The following is a 16,009-nucleotide window of genomic DNA, read 5'->3' on the forward strand; positions in this document are numbered from 1 at the left end:
CAGGCGCGTGAGCATAGAGAGTTCCGATCTTCCGAAGACGGCCGAGGCCGGTCAGTCACCGCCGCCCAAGCGGCGCCCGCTGCGCAGGGCACTTTTGTGGCTATTGGCGCTGGTGACCATTCCTGTTGTGAGCCTCTTCGTGGTTCTGGTCTGGGCGGCGCTCACCCATCATCCGATGCGGGTGCCTGCCAGCGTGACCGCCAAGATCGAGACGCGCGTCAATCAGGCGCTCGGGGCGACATTGCAGGCGCGGTTCTCGGGCGGGATCGATCTGGTGATCGCAAGCGGGCTGCGCCCGCAGGTGCAGCTGAATTCGGTGCAGCTGCTCACCCCCTCGGGGCGGCCCATCGCCGTGCTGCCCGAGGTGCAGGCCGCCGTGATGCCCACGCCCCTCCTGCAGCGCCGGATCGCACTGTCCTCGGTCACGTTGAAGGGGGCGGCCATCGCGATGCGCCGTCTTGCCGACGGCTCTTTCGATATCAATCTCGGGCAGGGCGAGATGCAGCATTTCGAGATCGACAGCCTGTCCGATGTCACCGATGCGATCGAGGCGGCCTTTGCCACACCCGTGCTGCGCGATCTGTCCGAGGTCCGCGCCGATACCATCGATATCCGGCTCGATGATGAACGTCTGGGCCGTGTCTGGCGGGTCTCGAACGGCCAGTTCCGCCTGACACAGGAAGCCGACCGCATCTCCGCCAGCCTGTCGCTGAATGTTGGCGACCAGAACGACCGGCCTGCGCAGCTGGCCCTGGGCGCTACGACCTACAAGAACTCCCCGCGCGCGCAATTCGGCGCGGCAGTCACCGGTGTGCCGGCGCGGGATCTGGCGGTGCAATCACCCGCGCTGGCGGGGCTGTCGGTGCTTGATGCGCCGATCTCGGGGTCGCTGCAAAGCTCGATAGACGATCAGGGTGTTGTCTCGGGGATGGTGGCCAAGCTTGATATCGGGGCGGGGGCGCTGAGCCCTGTGGAAGGCTCGCAGCCGATCCCCTTCGAGAGTGCGGCGCTTGAGCTGCATTACGACCAGCAGGACCAGCGCATCGAGATGAGCCGTCTCGAGGTCCGCAGCGCTGCCGCCGCCGTTCAGGCCAACGGCTCGATCCTCTTGCGCGATTTCAGCAAGGGCCTGCCGCGCCAGATGCTGGCGCAAGTGGCGCTCGATGATCTGCAGCTCGATCCCGAGGGCGTGCTCGAGGAGCCCGCGCATTTCTCGGAAGGGGCCATTGACCTGCGTATCGGTCTGGACCCGTTCCGCGTGGATATCGGACAGGCCCAGCTGATCGAGGACCGGACGCGCCTCTCTGCCAAGGGCAGGATCACCGCAAGCCCGCAGGGCTGGCAGGTCTCCCTCGATAGCGGGATCAGCCGGATTTCCTCGAAGGGCCTGCTGGCGCTCTGGCCGCCGAAACTGGTGGCGCATACCCGCACATGGGCCGAGGAGAATATCGCCGATGGCACGCTCTATAATGTGCGCGCGGCGATCCGTATCGCGCCCAGCCATGATCCGCGCATCGATCTGGGCTACGAGTTCAGCGGTGCCGATGTGCGCGCGGTCAAGACCTTGCCCCATATCGAGGACGGGCGCGGGTTTGCCAATCTAGATGGCAAGACCTATTCGATGATGGTCGAGGAGGGGCAGGTTACCGCCCCCAATGGCGGCCCGATCGAGGTGGCCGATACCACCCTGAAAGTGCCCGATATCAAACTCAAGCCCGCGCCGATGCAGGTCGATCTGGTGACCCGTTCGCCGATCCCCGCGGCGCTCTCGCTGATGGATGAGCCGCCCTTCAATTTCCTGTCGAAAGCGGGCAAGAGCACCGATATTGCCACCGGTTGGGCCGTGGCGCGCACGCATCTGGAGTTTCCGCTGGAGAAACATCTCGAGCCTGCCGATTTCAAATATGATGTGCGTGCGACGCTCACCGATGTCTATAGCGACAAGATCGTGCCCGGAAAGGTGCTGCGCTCGCGCGAGATGAAGCTGCTGGCCGATTCCGAGAACGGGTTGCGCATTGGCGGTCGCGGTCTGTTCCAGGACCAGAAATTCGATGCATGGTGGATCAAGAAGTTCAGCCCCGAGGAAGCGGGCCATTCGCAGGTTCAGGGCTATCTGAATATCACCCCCGACGGGCTGAAGGCTCTGGGCGTGGCTCTGCCCGACAATATCCTCTCGGGCGAGGGCTGGGCCGCGCTCGATCTGGATATGGTGACGGGCGATCCGGTGACCTATTCCATCCGCAGCGACATGAAGGGGATCGGGCTCTCGATCCCGCAGATCGGCTGGAGCAAGGCGCAAGGCTCGTCGGGAAGTCTGGCGATCAGCGGCGCGCTGACCCAGCCGGTCAAGGTGGATCGCATCGCTCTCGATGTGCCGGGGCTCAAGGCCGCAGGCTCGGTCTCGCTGCGCGCCGATGGTCAGGGGCTGGAGCGAGCGCGGTTTGACGCTCTGTCGATCGGCGGCTGGTTCAACGGGGCGGCGGACCTGATCGGGCAGGGGCGCAACCTGCCGCCGAAAGTGGCCATCAGGGGCGGGCGGCTGACCCTGTCGGATCTGCCCAATAGTGCGGGCGGTGGGGGCGGCAGTTCGGGCACCACACCGCTTTCGGTGCGGCTCGACCGGCTTCTGGTGACCGACGGGATCGAACTCACCGATCTGGTGGGGCAGTTCAACACCCGCGCAGGCTTCAACGGGACATTCGATGCGCGGCTGAACGGTGGCGCGGTGGTGTCCGGCGCGGTCGGACCTTCGGCCTCGGGCCGTCCCGCCGTGCGGGTCGAGACCCGTGATGCGGGCGGTGTGCTGGCCTCGGCGAAACTCTTCGACAATGCCCGCGACGGGCAGATGACCCTGAACCTCTCGCCAACCGGCGACCGGAGCTATCAGGGCCAGTTACGCGTCAGAAATCTCAAGATCATCAAGGCGCCGGTACTGGCCTCCATGCTGTCGGCGGCCTCTATCGTGGGCCTTCTCGAGCAGCTCAACGGCGACGGGATCGTGTTCAACAACGCCTCCGCCGATTTCAAGCTGACGCCCAAAGGCGTGTCGATCAGCGAAGGCCGCGCCACGGGGGCCTCGATGGGGGTCACGCTCAACGGCAATTACTTCACCCAGTCCGGCGTCTTCGATATGGAAGGGGTGATCTCTCCGCTTTACATCGTCAACGGGATAGGCCAGATCCTGAGCCGACGCGGAGAAGGCCTGTTCGGCTTCACCTATACATTGCGGGGATCGAAGACCGCGCCCAAAGTTTCGATCAACCCGCTTTCCATCTTCACGCCGGGGATGTTCCGCGACCTGTTCCGGAGCGATCCGCCCGCGCTGAGCACAGAATAAGACGATGATGCATCTTTCGGATTTCGACTTCGACCTGCCCGAGGGCCTGATTGCCACACGGCCCGCCCGCCCGCGCGATGCGGCAAAACTGTTATTGGCCCAAGGCGGCGGGATCCGCGACCTGCATGTGCGCGATCTGGTCGATGTGTTCCAGAAGGGCGACAGGCTGGTTCTCAATAACACCAAGGTAATCCCCGCGCGGCTTTCGGGCACGCGCACACGCCAGTCCGCGCAGGGCGAGGTGACGGCCAATGTGAAAGTGACCCTTCTCGAGCCGCGTGCCGATGGTGCATGGGAGGCGCTGGCCAAACCGCTGCGCAAGGTGAAAGAGGGCGAGGTGATCCGCTTCTCCGCCGATCTCTCGGCCGAGGTGGTGGAGATGACCGAGAGCCGCTTGGCCGTGCGGTTCAACCTGTCGGGCGAGGATTTCGACGCGGCACTGGCCGAGGCGGGCGCGATGCCGCTGCCGCCCTATATCGCGGCGCTGCGCAAGCCCGATGCGCAGGACAAGGATGATTACCAGACCGTCTTTGCCCGCCATTCGGGGGCCGTGGCCGCGCCCACCGCGAGTCTGCATTTCACCCGCGAGCTTCTGGAGGCGCTCCATGCCAAGGGCGTGGAGTTCACCGAAGTCACGCTGCATGTGGGGGCGGGCACCTTCCTGCCGGTGAAGGTCGATGATGTGACCACCCACAAGATGCATAGCGAATGGGGCGAGATTACCGCCCAGGCTGCCGCCGAGATCGCCGCCACCAAAGCCGCGGGCGGGCGGGTCATTCCGGTGGGCACCACGGCGCTGCGCCTGATTGAATCGGCCGCACGCGGGACAGGGGCCATCGCGCCTTTCCGTGGCACCACCGATATCTTCATCTATCCCGGTTTCACATTCGCCGTGACCGATGCGCTGATGACAAATTTCCACCTGCCCAAATCGACGCTGATGATGCTGGTTTCGGCGCTGATGGGCCCCGAACGTATCCGCGAGATCTATGCTCATGCGGTGGCGAATAACTACCGGTTCTTCTCCTATGGCGACAGCTCGCTTCTGATCCCTTGACCCTTTAGTCAAACTTGCACCGAAAATGGGCAGACTAAGCTGGACAGTGAGGACCATGAGGGCTAGCTGACCGCCAAGCGGGGATGTTTGATTCTCGACATGGATGTCGGCTTTGTGCCACGGTTCGGGCACAGGATTGGGAGCTTTCGATGTTTGCTGCGGTGAAGGATAGCTGGGCACTGTTGCTGGGTGTGATGTTGCTCATGGTCGGCAACGGCATGCAGGGCACGCTTCTGGGGATCCGTGGCCAGCTGGAGGGGATCGGCACCTACGAGATGTCCATCGTCATGACGGGCTACTTCGCGGGGTTCCTGATCGGGTCGCGCTCCATTCCGGGGCTCATCGGGCGGGTCGGCCATGTGCGGGTCTTCGCGGCGCTTGGCTCGCTGATCTCGGCTGTCCTGATCGCCTATGCGGCAGCGCCCAACTGGATCGCCTGGTCGTTCATGCGCGTGCTGATCGGCTTCTCGTTCTGCGGGGTGTATATCTCGGCAGAAAGCTGGCTCAATTCGAGCGCCGACAAGGAAAATCGCGGCCAGCTTCTGGCGGCCTACATGATCGTTCAATCCATCGGGATCGTCTCGGCGCAGCTGATGCTAAATGTGGGCGATCCGTCGGGATATTTCCTGTTTGTCATCCCGTCAATTCTCGTGTCGCTGGCCTTCACGCCGATCCTGCTTTCGGCGGGGCGCGCGCCCGATTTCTCGACTGAGACGCGGATGAGCTTCCGCAGGCTCTGGACGGTCTCGCCCTTCGGATGTGTCGGAATCTTCCTGATGGGTGGTATCTTCTCGGCTCTGTTCGGGATGGTGTCGGTCTGGGGCACGCAGGCGGGGCTGAATGTGAAAGAGATCTCGCTCTTCGTTTCGGCCATCTATGTCGGCGGGCTGGTTGCGCAATACCCGCTGGGCTATCTGTCCGACAGGCTCGACCGGCGGCAGATGGTGACCGTGCTGACGGCAATTGCCGCCGTAGCCATGTTCTACCTGTTCATCGCCACACCCGGTTTCGCTGTGCTGCTGCCAATGGCAGCCCTCTTGGGGGCAATCTCCAATCCGGTCTATTCCATCCTTGTGGCCTATACGAACGACTTCCTCGATCGCGCCGAGATGGCGGCGGCCTCTGCGGGGCTGATGTTCCTCTACGGGATCGGCTCGGTGGCGGGGCCGGTGGTGACCGGCTGGATGATGGAAACCTTCGGCCCGCAGGCCTTTTTCCTGTTCATCAGCGTGCTCTTTGCCTGCCTGACAGCCTATGGTCTCTACCGGATGACCCAACGTGCGGCGCCGTCCTCGGATGATACCGGCACCTTCGCCGTGCTCTCGCCCACCGTGACGGCCTATGCGGTGAACTATACGCTCGATGCGGTGACCGATGACCCCGATGCCGAGGCCCGCGCCGAGGCGGAAGCGCATGACAATCTGCGCGCCGCCGAAGCCGCCTCTGGTATGGCGCTGCCACTGCCGGCTGATCCCCAGGAAGGGGATACACCTTTCGAGGGGGCTGCCGATCCGGCATATGGCACCAATACCGAAGAGCGTCAGGGATAGGCGGTTCCGACCGCTGAGGCCCTTGCTTCGGGGCTAATCTCCGTGCCCCTGTCTTTCAGGGCTTGCAACACGGCCAGAACCTGACAGGCTCGTCCCTAAAATGGAATTGGGGAGGTGAGGGTTTGGAGCAGATTGCCAATATCACCGGTTTCTGGTGTGCGCAGATGGGCCCCGAGCGCTGGTTCGGGGAGGATGGCGACCTTGATGAGGAGATGCGCCGCCGCTTTGCGCGGCTCTGGCGGAAGGCACGGGTGGGCACGCTTGATGGTTGGCTCGAGAGCGCGCAGGGGGCATGGGCGCTGATCATTCTTCTGGACCAGATGCCCCGCCATATGTTCCGCGCCGCGCCCGAGGCTTGGGCCGCCGAAGCGCAGGCGCTCGATATGGCGCATGTCGCGACCGCGCGGGGCTATGACCTGCAGGTTGCCGGGCCGCTGCGCCAGTTTTTCTATTTTCCCTACATCCATGCCGAGGATCCCGTTGCACAGGCGCATGGGGTGGCGCTGTTCCGTGACCGGATGCCCGAAGGGTCGGTGCTGGATGCGCGGTTGCGTCAGGCGGTCATCGCGCGGTTCGGACGCTTCCCGTGGCGTAATGAGATCATCGGCCGCCGCTCGACCGAGGAGGAGGCGCGGTTTCTGTGGAATGGCGGGCATGCCTTGCTGCGGCAGGGCGAAGAAATGAGCATAACCCTTCCCGCGGCGACGATTTCGCGCGAAGACCAGTTCTAGGGCAAGCGGTGATTGATCCGGTGACAGAACTAGTTTAATACCAAACTAGTTTTCAGATGGAGGAATCCGCATGGCCGCCAAAAGCTTCGACATGATCGTGATCGGCGCGGGCCCGGGGGGGTATGTTGCTGCGATCCGCGGTGCACAGCTCGGGCTGAATGTCGCCGTCGTCGAGCGTGAGCATCTCGGGGGCATCTGCCTCAACTGGGGCTGTATCCCGACCAAGGCGCTCCTGCGCTCGGCCGAGGTATATCACCTGATGGAGCGCGCGAAAGATTTCGGCCTGAGCGCCGAGAAGATCGGCTACGATCTCGACAAGGTCGTGGCACGTTCGCGCGGTGTGGCCAAGCAGCTTTCGAGCGGCATCGGCCACCTGCTCAAGAAGAATAAGGTCACTGTCTTCATGGGCGAGGCGACGCTGCCGAAAAAAGGCACCGTTTCGGTGAAGACCGACAAGGGCGTCGAGGAACTGACCTCGAAAAACATCGTGCTGGCCACCGGTGCGCGGGCGCGCAACCTTCCCGGTCTTGAGGCCGATGGCAAACGCGTCTGGTCCTACAAGCACGCGCTCAACCCGCCGCATCAACCGAAGAAACTTCTGGTGATCGGCTCGGGTGCGATCGGTATCGAATTCGCCTCCTTCTTCAATACGCTGGGCGCCGAGACCACCGTGGTCGAGGTCATGGACCGCGTTCTGCCGGTGGAAGACGAGGAAATCTCGAAATTCGCCAAGAAGCAGTTCGAGAAGCTGGGCATGAAGATCCGCGAGAAGACCAATGTCAAATCGCTCGACCGCAAGGCCGATAAGGTCATCGCAACGCTGGAAAAAGACGGCAAGACCGAGACGCTCGAGGTCGATACCGTTATCTCCGCCGTGGGGATTGTGGGCAATGTCGAGGGTCTGGGCCTCGAGGGGCTGGGCGTGAAGGTCGACCGCACCCATGTGGTGGTGGACGAGTTCTGCCGCACCGGTGTGGACGGTCTCTATGCCATCGGCGATATCGCGGGCGCACCGTGGCTGGCCCATAAGGCGAGCCATGAAGGCGTCATGGTGGCCGAGCTGATCGCGGGCAAACATGCCCATCCGATCAAGGAAGGCACCATCGCGGGCTGCACCTATTGCACGCCGCAGGTCGCAAGCGTCGGCATGACGGAGGCCAAGGCGAAAGCCGCGGGCCATGAGGTCAAGGTCGGTCGTTTCCCCTTCATCGGCAATGGCAAGGCGATCGCCTTGGGCGAACCCGAGGGCATGGTGAAGACCGTGTTCGATGCGAAAACCGGCGAACTGCTCGGCGCGCATATGGTGGGCGCGGAAGTGACCGAGATGATCCAGGGCTTCGTGATCGGGCGCACGCTCGAGACCACCGAGGAAGACCTGATGCATACCGTCTTCCCGCACCCGACCATTTCGGAATCGATGCATGAAGCCGTGCTCGATGCCTACGGGATCGCGATCCACTTCTGAGTGCCGGATCCATAACCATGAACGCCCGCCTTTTCAGGCGGGTGTTCTGCATTTCGGGATGATTTGCGGTGGAATTCCGCCCGCAGGCGGGGGGCTCGCGCAAGAACCCGCGCACTGGCCCTTGCGGGGCCGGAAAACAGGAATTTCGCCTTGTGGTTGTTTCCGGTCTTGCCGCAACTACGCGCAGATCTGCAAGGAGGGATATATGGCAAAGGTCGTGAATGTTCTGGTCGTGGCGCTGATCGCCGCAATCGTGATGGCGGGCGGGCGCTGGTATATGTATGTCACCAATTCCGATACGCCCTATGACGAGGTGGGGATCGCGCTCAATCGCGTGATGCCCGCGCCGGTCGCCGCATGGGGCTGCGCGAAGCTTCATGTGACCTTTGGCAAAACCCTGCCGCCTGTAGGCTGCGCCGCGCCCGATGGGGGCTGGTTGGGTTGAGGATCTCGCGGGATAGCTACCTGACTTGGGTCAGGCAGTTATCTCGCCACCCGCATCCTGCCAGTAGCGCAGGCTGACCATCGTATAGACCTCCGTATAGCCCATCTGCAGCATCATCTTGGCCGCATTCTCGGCGCGGGCACCGGAGGCACAGTAGAGCGCGACAGGCGGGCAGGTCTCGAGCGCCGGCAGGCATTCCGCGCTCTCGGGATGCGCCAGTTTCAGGAGCGATCCCACCGGAATATGCAACGCGCCCGTGGCGCGTCCGGTCTGGCGCAGCTCGCCGGCCTCGCGCACATCGATCAGGGTCAGCGTGCCTGCACGCACCCGCGTGAGGGCCTCGGCTGCGTCGATTCTGGGGATGGCGCTGCCGCGGCGGCGCAGGAAACCGAACATGTCATGCTCCTTGGAAATTTCCTGTGACATGGTGCCAATGCGGGCCCATATGCAAGGGGGTGCCTGAGGCATGGGCGGAAATTTGATCAGCACATCGACCATCTTCCGGTATTTCTGCCTCTTGGGCAGGCGTCGCCGTTGATCGCGGTGGATTTGCACAAGTTCCTTGGCTGACGTTCGTAATTTGTTCACTAAATCCCATTGGCGTTTTGCCTGCATGCGCCTATCTATGGGTCCAAGGCAACCGGAGGTCCAAATGCCCGATCTTAAAACCATCGAAATCCGTGGCGCACGGGAACATAACCTGAAGAATGTCGATCTGGATATTCCGCGGGACCAGTTCGTGGTGATCACCGGTCTTTCGGGGTCGGGGAAGTCCTCTCTGGCATTCGACACGATCTATGCCGAAGGGCAGCGGCGCTATGTCGAGAGCCTCTCGGCCTATGCGCGCCAGTTTCTCGATATGATGGGAAAACCCGATGTGGACCATATCTCGGGTCTGTCACCGGCAATCTCGATTGAACAAAAGACCACCTCAAAGAACCCGCGCTCGACGGTCGGCACCGTGACCGAGATCTATGACTACATGCGCCTTCTCTTTGCCCGCGCTGGCACGCCCTATAGCCCCGCAACCGGCCAGCCCATCGAGGCACAGCAGGTGCAGGATATGGTCGACCGCACGATGGCGATGGAAGAGGGCACGCGCGGCTATCTTCTGGCGCCCATCGTGCGCGACCGGAAAGGCGAGTATAAGAAAGAATTCCTTGAACTGCGCAAGCAGGGTTTCCAGCGGGTGAAGGTCAATGGCGAGTTCTACGAACTCGAGGAGCCGCCCGTTCTGGACAAGAAGTTCCGCCATAATATCGATGTGGTGGTGGACCGGATCGTGGTGCGCGAGGGGCTGGAGACACGGCTTGCCGACAGTTTCCGCACAGCCCTTGATCTGGCCGATGGCATTGCCATTCTCGAGACCGCGCCGCGTGAGGGCGAGGGGGAGCGGATCACGTTTTCCGAAAAATTCGCCTGTCCGGTGTCGGGCTTCACCATCCCCGAGATCGAGCCGCGGCTCTTCTCGTTCAACGCGCCCTTCGGGGCCTGCCCCGTATGTGACGGGCTGGGCGTCGAGATGTTCTTCGACGACCGCCTGGTGGTGCCGGACCAGTCGCTCTCAATCGCGGGCGGGGCGCTGGCGCCGTGGGCCAAGACCAAGAGCCCCTATGTGACGCAGACCATCAACGCTCTGTCGAAACATTACGAATTCGACAAGAAGACCCCGTGGAAGGATCTGCCCGAGAAGATCCAGACCCTGTTCCTGCATGGGTCGGGCAAGGAGGAAATCCCCTTCCGCTTTGATGAGGGCGGGCGTGTCTATCAGGTCGAACGCACCTTCGAGGGCATCATCCCCAATCTCGAACGCCGTTGGCGCGAAACCGAAAGCGCATGGTCGCGCGAGGAGATGGAGCGCTATCAGAACACCCGTCCTTGCGGGGCGTGTCACGGCTACCGTCTGAAGCCCGAGGCACTGGCCGTGAAGATCGCAGGACTGCATGTGGGGCAGGTGGTCGAGATGTCGATCAAGGATGCCTTTGCATGGGTCGATACCGTGCCCTCGCAGCTCAGCCACCAGAAGAACGAGATCGCCCGCGCCATCCTGAAGGAGATCCGCGAGCGTCTGGGGTTCCTGGTCAATGTCGGTCTCGATTATCTGACGCTTTCACGCGCGGCCGGCACGCTCTCTGGCGGCGAGAGCCAGCGGATCCGTCTGGCCAGCCAGATTGGTTCGGGGCTGACGGGCGTGCTCTATGTGCTCGACGAGCCGTCGATCGGGCTGCATCAGCGCGACAATGACCGCCTGCTGACCACGCTGAAGAACCTGCGCGATCAGGGGAATTCGGTGCTGGTGGTCGAGCATGACGAGGATGCGATCCGCCATGCGGATTACGTCTTCGACATCGGTCCGGGGGCCGGTGTGCATGGTGGCCGTGTGGTGGCGCATGGCACGCCCGAGGAACTGGCCAAGGATCCGGCCTCGATCACCGGACAGTATCTGTCGGGCAAGCGCGAGATCTCGGTCCCCGAGACGCGCCGCAAGGGGAATGGTAAGAAGATCAAGGTGGTCAAGGCCACCGGCAACAATCTGAAAAATGTCACCGCCGAGTTTCCGCTGGGCAAGTTCGTTTGTGTGACGGGCGTGTCGGGCGGCGGCAAATCAACCCTGACATTGGAGACTTTGTTCAAGACGGCATCGATGCGGCTCAATGGTGCCAAGCAGACGCCCGCGCCCTGCGAGACGATCAAGGGGCTTGAGCATCTGGATAAGGTCATCGATATCGACCAGCGTCCCATCGGGCGCACGCCGCGGTCGAACCCCGCCACCTATACTGGCGCCTTCACGCCGATCCGCGACTGGTTTGCCGGTCTGCCGGAGGCGCAGGCGCGCGGCTACAAACCGGGGCGGTTCTCGTTCAACGTGAAGGGCGGGCGCTGTGAGGCGTGTCAGGGGGATGGCGTCATCAAGATCGAGATGCACTTCCTGCCCGATGTCTATGTCGAATGCGAGACCTGCCACGGTAAACGCTATAACCGCGAGACGCTGGAGGTCCAGTATAAGGGCAAGTCGATTGCCGATGTGCTGGATATGACGGTGGAAGATGCGCAGGAATTCTTCAAGGCGGTGCCCTCGATCCGCGAGAAGATGGATGCGCTGATGGAAGTGGGGCTTGGCTATATCAAGGTGGGCCAACAGGCGACCACGCTTTCCGGCGGCGAGGCGCAGCGGGTGAAACTGTCAAAGGAACTCTCGCGCCGCTCGACGGGCCGCACGCTCTATATCCTCGACGAGCCGACCACGGGTCTGCATTTCGAGGATGTGCGCAAGCTGTTGGAAGTGCTGCACGAGCTGGTCAATCAGGGCAATACGGTGGTGGTGATCGAGCATAATCTCGATGTCATCAAGACGGCTGACTGGCTGATCGATATCGGCCCCGAAGGCGGTGATGGCGGCGGCGAGATCGTGGCCGTCGGCACACCCGAGGATGTGGCTACAGTTTCGCGCAGCCATACGGGGCGGTATCTTGCGCCGATGCTGGGGCTGAAAGTCGCGGCTGAATGATCGCGGATCAGGTTCAGGACCGGATGTGGCGCCGCCTCGAGGGCCTCGCGGTTGGCGGGGCGGCGCTTTATCTGGCCTATATGCTTGATCCCGATTGGCCGTGGTGGGTCTGGCCGGTAATCTTTCTGGCGCCCGATCTATCGTTTTTCGGCTATCTCTTCGGCCCTGCCACGGGGGCGATCACGTATAACCTGTGCCATATCTACGGGTTCGGTCTGGGGATTGCGGCACTGGGCGCGGCGGGTTGGGGAGCGGATACGGCCACCCCGTGGCTGGTGGCGGCAGGGCTTGTTGTGCTTGGCCATGCAGGCATTGACCGCGCGCTCGGCTTCGGGCTGAAGCGGCGCGCGGGATTTCAGGACACCGATCTTGGGCAAGTGGGGCGCAAGGGTTAGTCGAAGCTGCCTTTGACCACGGCGATCACCTTCTTGCTACGCGGGTCAACGCGGTAGATATGGCGTCCGACCTTGTAATAGCGCCAGTCGCCATCCACGTCGGGCAGGCTGTAGCGGCGCAGATCCATCAGCATCGAATGCTTGTAGATAGGAAAGCTGTCGCCCACGGCGAAATCGGGCTTCTTCTCGCCCTGCAGAACCCAGCGCCCTTTGGTGCCGTCCGTTGTGGGGACACGGCAGAAAGTCGAGCCGGTGGAAAGCGTCTTGCAGGTCCGCTCGCTTTCGGGCTGCTGGCGAACCAACTCTGCCCCTGCAAGGTTTTTGGGGGCATTCAACGCATTGCCGCCGTTTATGACGGTCTGGGCGGCCAGAGGTGCTGCTAGAGCCACGCTCAGTAAAACACCCCCGGCGGTCGCGCCGAGGGTGCAGATCATATTGGGTGTCAAACGGGACATGCCGTCTCCGGTCAGTTGAGGATGGAGCTTACCGCGCCGATCAGTGCCAGCATCTGGCCGGTCTTGTCGACACGATAGACCTGATCGTAGCTGCGATAGTAGGTGTAGCGCGGATCCAGACCATAGCGGCGCGGGTCGTTGATCACAACATAGTCGCGGTCGATACGCTCACCACGCTGCCAATCGTGGCGCGCACGGGCCCCGTCGCGATAGCCATCGCGGTAGTCATCGGCGCGGCGGTCATCGCGGTCGCGGTCAATGACGATCACCCGGTCATCATCGTGATGCCCGTGATCCATTTTCTTGGCGATCCCGGGGGGCAGGCCATGGCCGTTCTTCTGCCACGGCGGATCTGCCAGCGCCGCCAGCGGTGCCAGCGAGAGAGTGGTGGCGAGGATCATCGACGTTTTAATGGTCTTGTGCATGACGTACTCCTTTCGAGTTGGGTAAGAAATGCGCATAGCCCTGAAAATGTTCCATAAGCGGAATGTGGCTTGCGCGGCTTATTGCCGAACTCCGCCAAGAGCGTTGGCGAAAAAAAGCCGGGCATCGCTGGGATGCCCGGCCGGGAGAGACAGGCAAGCGCCTCAGTTGCTCAGAAGCGCGCTGACGAGGCCGATGGCCGCCACGGTTTTCAGCGTATCGCTGTCGATGCGGACAACCTTGTCGTTGACGATACGGTATTCCTGACCTTTCGGCGGAGCCGGCAGGCGCTTGAGTTGAGCGGCTGTAGGGGCATGACCCGGAGCGCTATGGCCCGAAGCTTTGGTCGCTTGTGCGTGCTGTTCGCCTTTGGCCTGCGGCTTCTGGCTGTGGTTATCCACTTTCTGCGATTGGCCGGGGGGGCATTTCTGACCCGGGGCGCAGTTATTTGCACCATGCTGGTCGGCGAAAGCCGCGCCGGACATTGCAACGAGGGCGACAGAGGCGGACATCAAAAAGCGTTTCATATAACAGCTCCGTATTTCTATTTCAGATGTCCTTTAAACGTGCTCCGTCGGATTTTTGTTGCTGTTTTTAAAAGAAAAACTTTTTTGTGTTGAGGGAACTTTTCAGCTTTGCTTAAGCTGGGGCTGCTTGTGCGCCAAAATCGATAGCCAATCCTTCTGGAAGCGGTGACAGGAGCGTCCCGAGCCGGTCCTCCGGCACGTCACCCGCCTTGAATTGCCAGATCGGTCGGCGGTCCTTGTCGATGATCTGGGCACGCACGCCTTCGATGAATTCGCCATACTGGCAGGCGCGTGCGGTGAAGCGGAACTCGTTCGAAAGAGCCTCGCGGATATCACGCGCCTCCCGCGCCATGCGGATCAGCCGCAGGGTGGCCGCCATCGACAGTGCCGATTTCTGCTGCATGGTCTTCAGTGTCTCGAGCGCGAAACTGTCGCCTGCGGTTTCCAGCTTCAACTGGATGGCGGCGATATCCTCACCCCAGAAACAACGATCGATTGTCATGCGCGCCCGCGCGATCGGTCCGTCCCCGAGCGTCTCGCCCGCGGGGAGTGCTGCGACCGTGCCAGTGTTGCAAAGCTCCTCGATCAGCGCGGACCATTGTGCCTCGCGGATTGCCCTGTCGGCAAAGCCCGCGAAGATCGCATCCGATGGTCCCATACGGGCGCCGGTCAGCCCCAGATATTCGCCGATATGTCCCGGTGCGCGCGCCAGAAGCCAGGTGCCGCCCACATCGGGGATCAGCCCGATGCCGCATTCGGGCATGGCGACCTGTGTCGAATGCCCGATGATCCGGTGGCTGACATGGCTGCCGAGCCCGACACCTCCGCCCATGACGAAGCCCTGCATGAAAGACACGATGGGTTTGGGGTAATGGGCGAGCTTGTCATTCATCCGGTATTCGTCGCGCCAGAATTCCTGGCCCAGGGCATAATCACCCGCGCGGCCCGCATGATAGACAGCGGCAATATCGCCGCCCGCACAAAAGGCGCGCTCGCCCTCGGCATCGATGATCACCAGATCGACCGCGCCGTCCTCGCGCCACTGATCAAGCGCGCGCTCGATCTCCAGACACATTGGGTGGCTTAGCGCATTAAGCGCCTTGGGGCGGGTCAGGGTAATCCGGCCCGCACGGCCTTGGATACGGGTCTGCACGTCGTCCATTCGGGGTCCTCCTCGTTCGGGGCAATGGTGGGGCAGGTGGCCGATGGCCGCAAGCTCATTGTGCCTGCAGCTGCGCCACAGCCTCGTCCCACCACAAATCATAGTCCATGAAATCCATATGGGTCTTGCCGTCGAGATAGGTGATGGTGACACTCTCCAGCCCGTAGCGCTCCACCAGATCGGTCCGGAAACGCTCGGCCCCGTTGCGTGGCACATGCTCGTCATCGCCGCCAAGGATGAAGGCGATGCGCGGACCATGGGCATAGCGTTCGGGATGGGTCATCGGGTCCAGCGCATCATGGAAGAAGCGCGCATGCCAGTCGGCCTGCCCGAGATCCATGAAGGTGGTCTGGGTTTCGAGATCGCGTGCGGCGGGGCGGGTCCAGTCGGGCGTGCCCACCACAGCGGCCAGTCTGGTGATGCGCTTGTCCATACCAATGGCCACCACGCCAATATCGCCACCCATCGAATGGCCGGTCATGGTGACGGGCGCATGGATGCCGAACTCCGCCTCGGCCCAGTCGAGCACCCGTGGCACCTCGATCGCGGTCTGGCCGAGGATCGGCCAGAAATTGCGCCGGAAATTAGCAAAGATCCGGGCGCGGCGGGTGTCGTCATCGGTGTCTTCGGGGATGGTGCGGGCGCCCATCATCCAGGGGTCGAAACTGACGCCCAGATAGCCCAGACGCGCGGCACGCTGCAGGACGGGGAGCGCATCCTCCTTCGACAGCTCATAGGCGGGAACATGCAACCAGATCCCGCGGATCTCTCCTGCGGGCGGCTGCGCCAGCACGGGGATGCCGTCCAGATTATGGCGGATCGGCTCGGGGAATGTGGCGGTGGGTTTTGACGTATCAAACATGGGAAGATCCTTTCTCCCGCTCAACCCCGCCGTGGCCGCAGCTGTTCCGCAAATAGAAAAAGCCGCCCCGAGGGGCGGCTTTCGTGCCGGGC

General features: G+C 62.5%; 14 protein-coding genes. 8 read left to right on the forward strand and 6 right to left on the reverse strand.

Going from position 1 to position 16,009, the window contains the following annotated elements:
* Nucleotides 1-7 precede the first annotated feature (7 nt).
* The 6 genes from WDB91_RS09595 to WDB91_RS09620 all read left to right on the forward strand — a co-directional run bounded on the left by WDB91_RS09595 (nucleotide 8) and on the right by WDB91_RS09620 (nucleotide 8,585).
* The gene (locus WDB91_RS09595; protein WP_339112341.1) at nucleotides 8-3,337 is read left to right on the forward strand and encodes a hypothetical protein; all 3,330 of its coding nucleotides are present in this window, start codon (nucleotides 8-10) and stop codon (nucleotides 3,335-3,337) included.
* A 7-nt stretch (nucleotides 3,338-3,344) separates the two neighbouring features.
* Nucleotides 3,345-4,394 carry a tRNA preQ1(34) S-adenosylmethionine ribosyltransferase-isomerase QueA gene (gene queA / locus WDB91_RS09600; protein ID WP_339114499.1) on the forward strand — a complete coding sequence of 350 codons (1,050 nt, stop codon included), beginning with the start codon at nucleotides 3,345-3,347 and terminating at the stop codon, nucleotides 4,392-4,394.
* Nucleotides 4,395-4,543: 149 nt separating this feature from the next.
* A complete protein-coding gene (locus tag WDB91_RS09605; RefSeq protein WP_339112342.1) occupies nucleotides 4,544-5,944 on the forward strand; it encodes an MFS transporter in 1,401 nt (466 codons plus the stop codon).
* A gap of 122 nt (nucleotides 5,945-6,066) precedes the next feature.
* On the forward strand, nucleotides 6,067-6,675 hold the full coding sequence (locus WDB91_RS09610; RefSeq protein ID WP_339112343.1) for a DUF924 family protein: 609 nt from the start codon (nucleotides 6,067-6,069) through the stop codon (nucleotides 6,673-6,675).
* A 70-nt stretch (nucleotides 6,676-6,745) separates the two neighbouring features.
* Nucleotides 6,746-8,140: a dihydrolipoyl dehydrogenase gene (lpdA, locus tag WDB91_RS09615; protein ID WP_339112344.1), complete on the forward strand. Its 1,395-nt coding sequence runs from the start codon at nucleotides 6,746-6,748 to the stop codon at nucleotides 8,138-8,140.
* A gap of 205 nt (nucleotides 8,141-8,345) precedes the next feature.
* On the forward strand, nucleotides 8,346-8,585 hold the full coding sequence (locus WDB91_RS09620) for a hypothetical protein (RefSeq protein ID WP_339112345.1): 240 nt from the start codon (nucleotides 8,346-8,348) through the stop codon (nucleotides 8,583-8,585).
* A 30-nt stretch (nucleotides 8,586-8,615) separates the two neighbouring features.
* Here WDB91_RS09620 and WDB91_RS09625 read toward each other — a convergent pair whose 3' ends face one another.
* The gene (locus WDB91_RS09625; RefSeq protein ID WP_339112346.1) at nucleotides 8,616-8,981 is read right to left on the reverse strand and encodes a rhodanese-like domain-containing protein; all 366 of its coding nucleotides are present in this window, start codon (nucleotides 8,979-8,981) and stop codon (nucleotides 8,616-8,618) included.
* A gap of 256 nt (nucleotides 8,982-9,237) precedes the next feature.
* Between WDB91_RS09625 and uvrA the strand changes: the two genes are divergently transcribed.
* Together uvrA and WDB91_RS09635 are read left to right on the forward strand one after the other, a co-directional pair.
* Nucleotides 9,238-12,093: an excinuclease ABC subunit UvrA gene (uvrA, locus tag WDB91_RS09630; protein ID WP_339112347.1), complete on the forward strand. Its 2,856-nt coding sequence runs from the start codon at nucleotides 9,238-9,240 to the stop codon at nucleotides 12,091-12,093.
* Entirely contained in the window at nucleotides 12,090-12,488 is a 399-nt protein-coding gene (locus tag WDB91_RS09635) for a DUF4260 family protein (RefSeq protein ID WP_339112348.1), read from the forward strand. The genes uvrA and WDB91_RS09635 overlap by 4 nt, the downstream gene beginning before the upstream one ends.
* Here WDB91_RS09635 and WDB91_RS09640 read toward each other — a convergent pair.
* The 5 genes from WDB91_RS09640 to WDB91_RS09660 form a co-directional block, all read right to left on the reverse strand.
* Nucleotides 12,485-12,943: a hypothetical protein gene (locus tag WDB91_RS09640; RefSeq protein ID WP_339112349.1), complete on the reverse strand. Its 459-nt coding sequence runs from the start codon at nucleotides 12,941-12,943 to the stop codon at nucleotides 12,485-12,487. The genes WDB91_RS09635 and WDB91_RS09640 overlap by 4 nt on opposite strands.
* A gap of 11 nt (nucleotides 12,944-12,954) precedes the next feature.
* Entirely contained in the window at nucleotides 12,955-13,368 is a 414-nt protein-coding gene (locus WDB91_RS09645; protein WP_339112350.1) for an excinuclease ABC subunit A, read from the reverse strand.
* Nucleotides 13,369-13,530: 162 nt separating this feature from the next.
* The gene (locus WDB91_RS09650; RefSeq protein ID WP_339112351.1) at nucleotides 13,531-13,893 is read right to left on the reverse strand and encodes a hypothetical protein; all 363 of its coding nucleotides are present in this window, start codon (nucleotides 13,891-13,893) and stop codon (nucleotides 13,531-13,533) included.
* A gap of 112 nt (nucleotides 13,894-14,005) precedes the next feature.
* Nucleotides 14,006-15,055, reverse strand: a complete 1,050-nt coding sequence (locus WDB91_RS09655) for an enoyl-CoA hydratase/isomerase family protein (RefSeq protein ID WP_339112352.1) — start codon at nucleotides 15,053-15,055, stop codon at nucleotides 14,006-14,008.
* Between the two features lie 55 nt (nucleotides 15,056-15,110).
* Complete coding sequence (locus WDB91_RS09660; protein ID WP_339112353.1) at nucleotides 15,111-15,917, reverse strand: hypothetical protein; 807 nt, start codon at nucleotides 15,915-15,917, stop codon at nucleotides 15,111-15,113.
* Nucleotides 15,918-16,009 lie beyond the last annotated feature (92 nt).

The sequence above is a fragment of the Thioclava sp. GXIMD2076 genome (genome assembly GCF_037949795.1).
GTDB lineage: Bacteria > Pseudomonadota > Alphaproteobacteria > Rhodobacterales > Rhodobacteraceae > Thioclava > Thioclava kandeliae.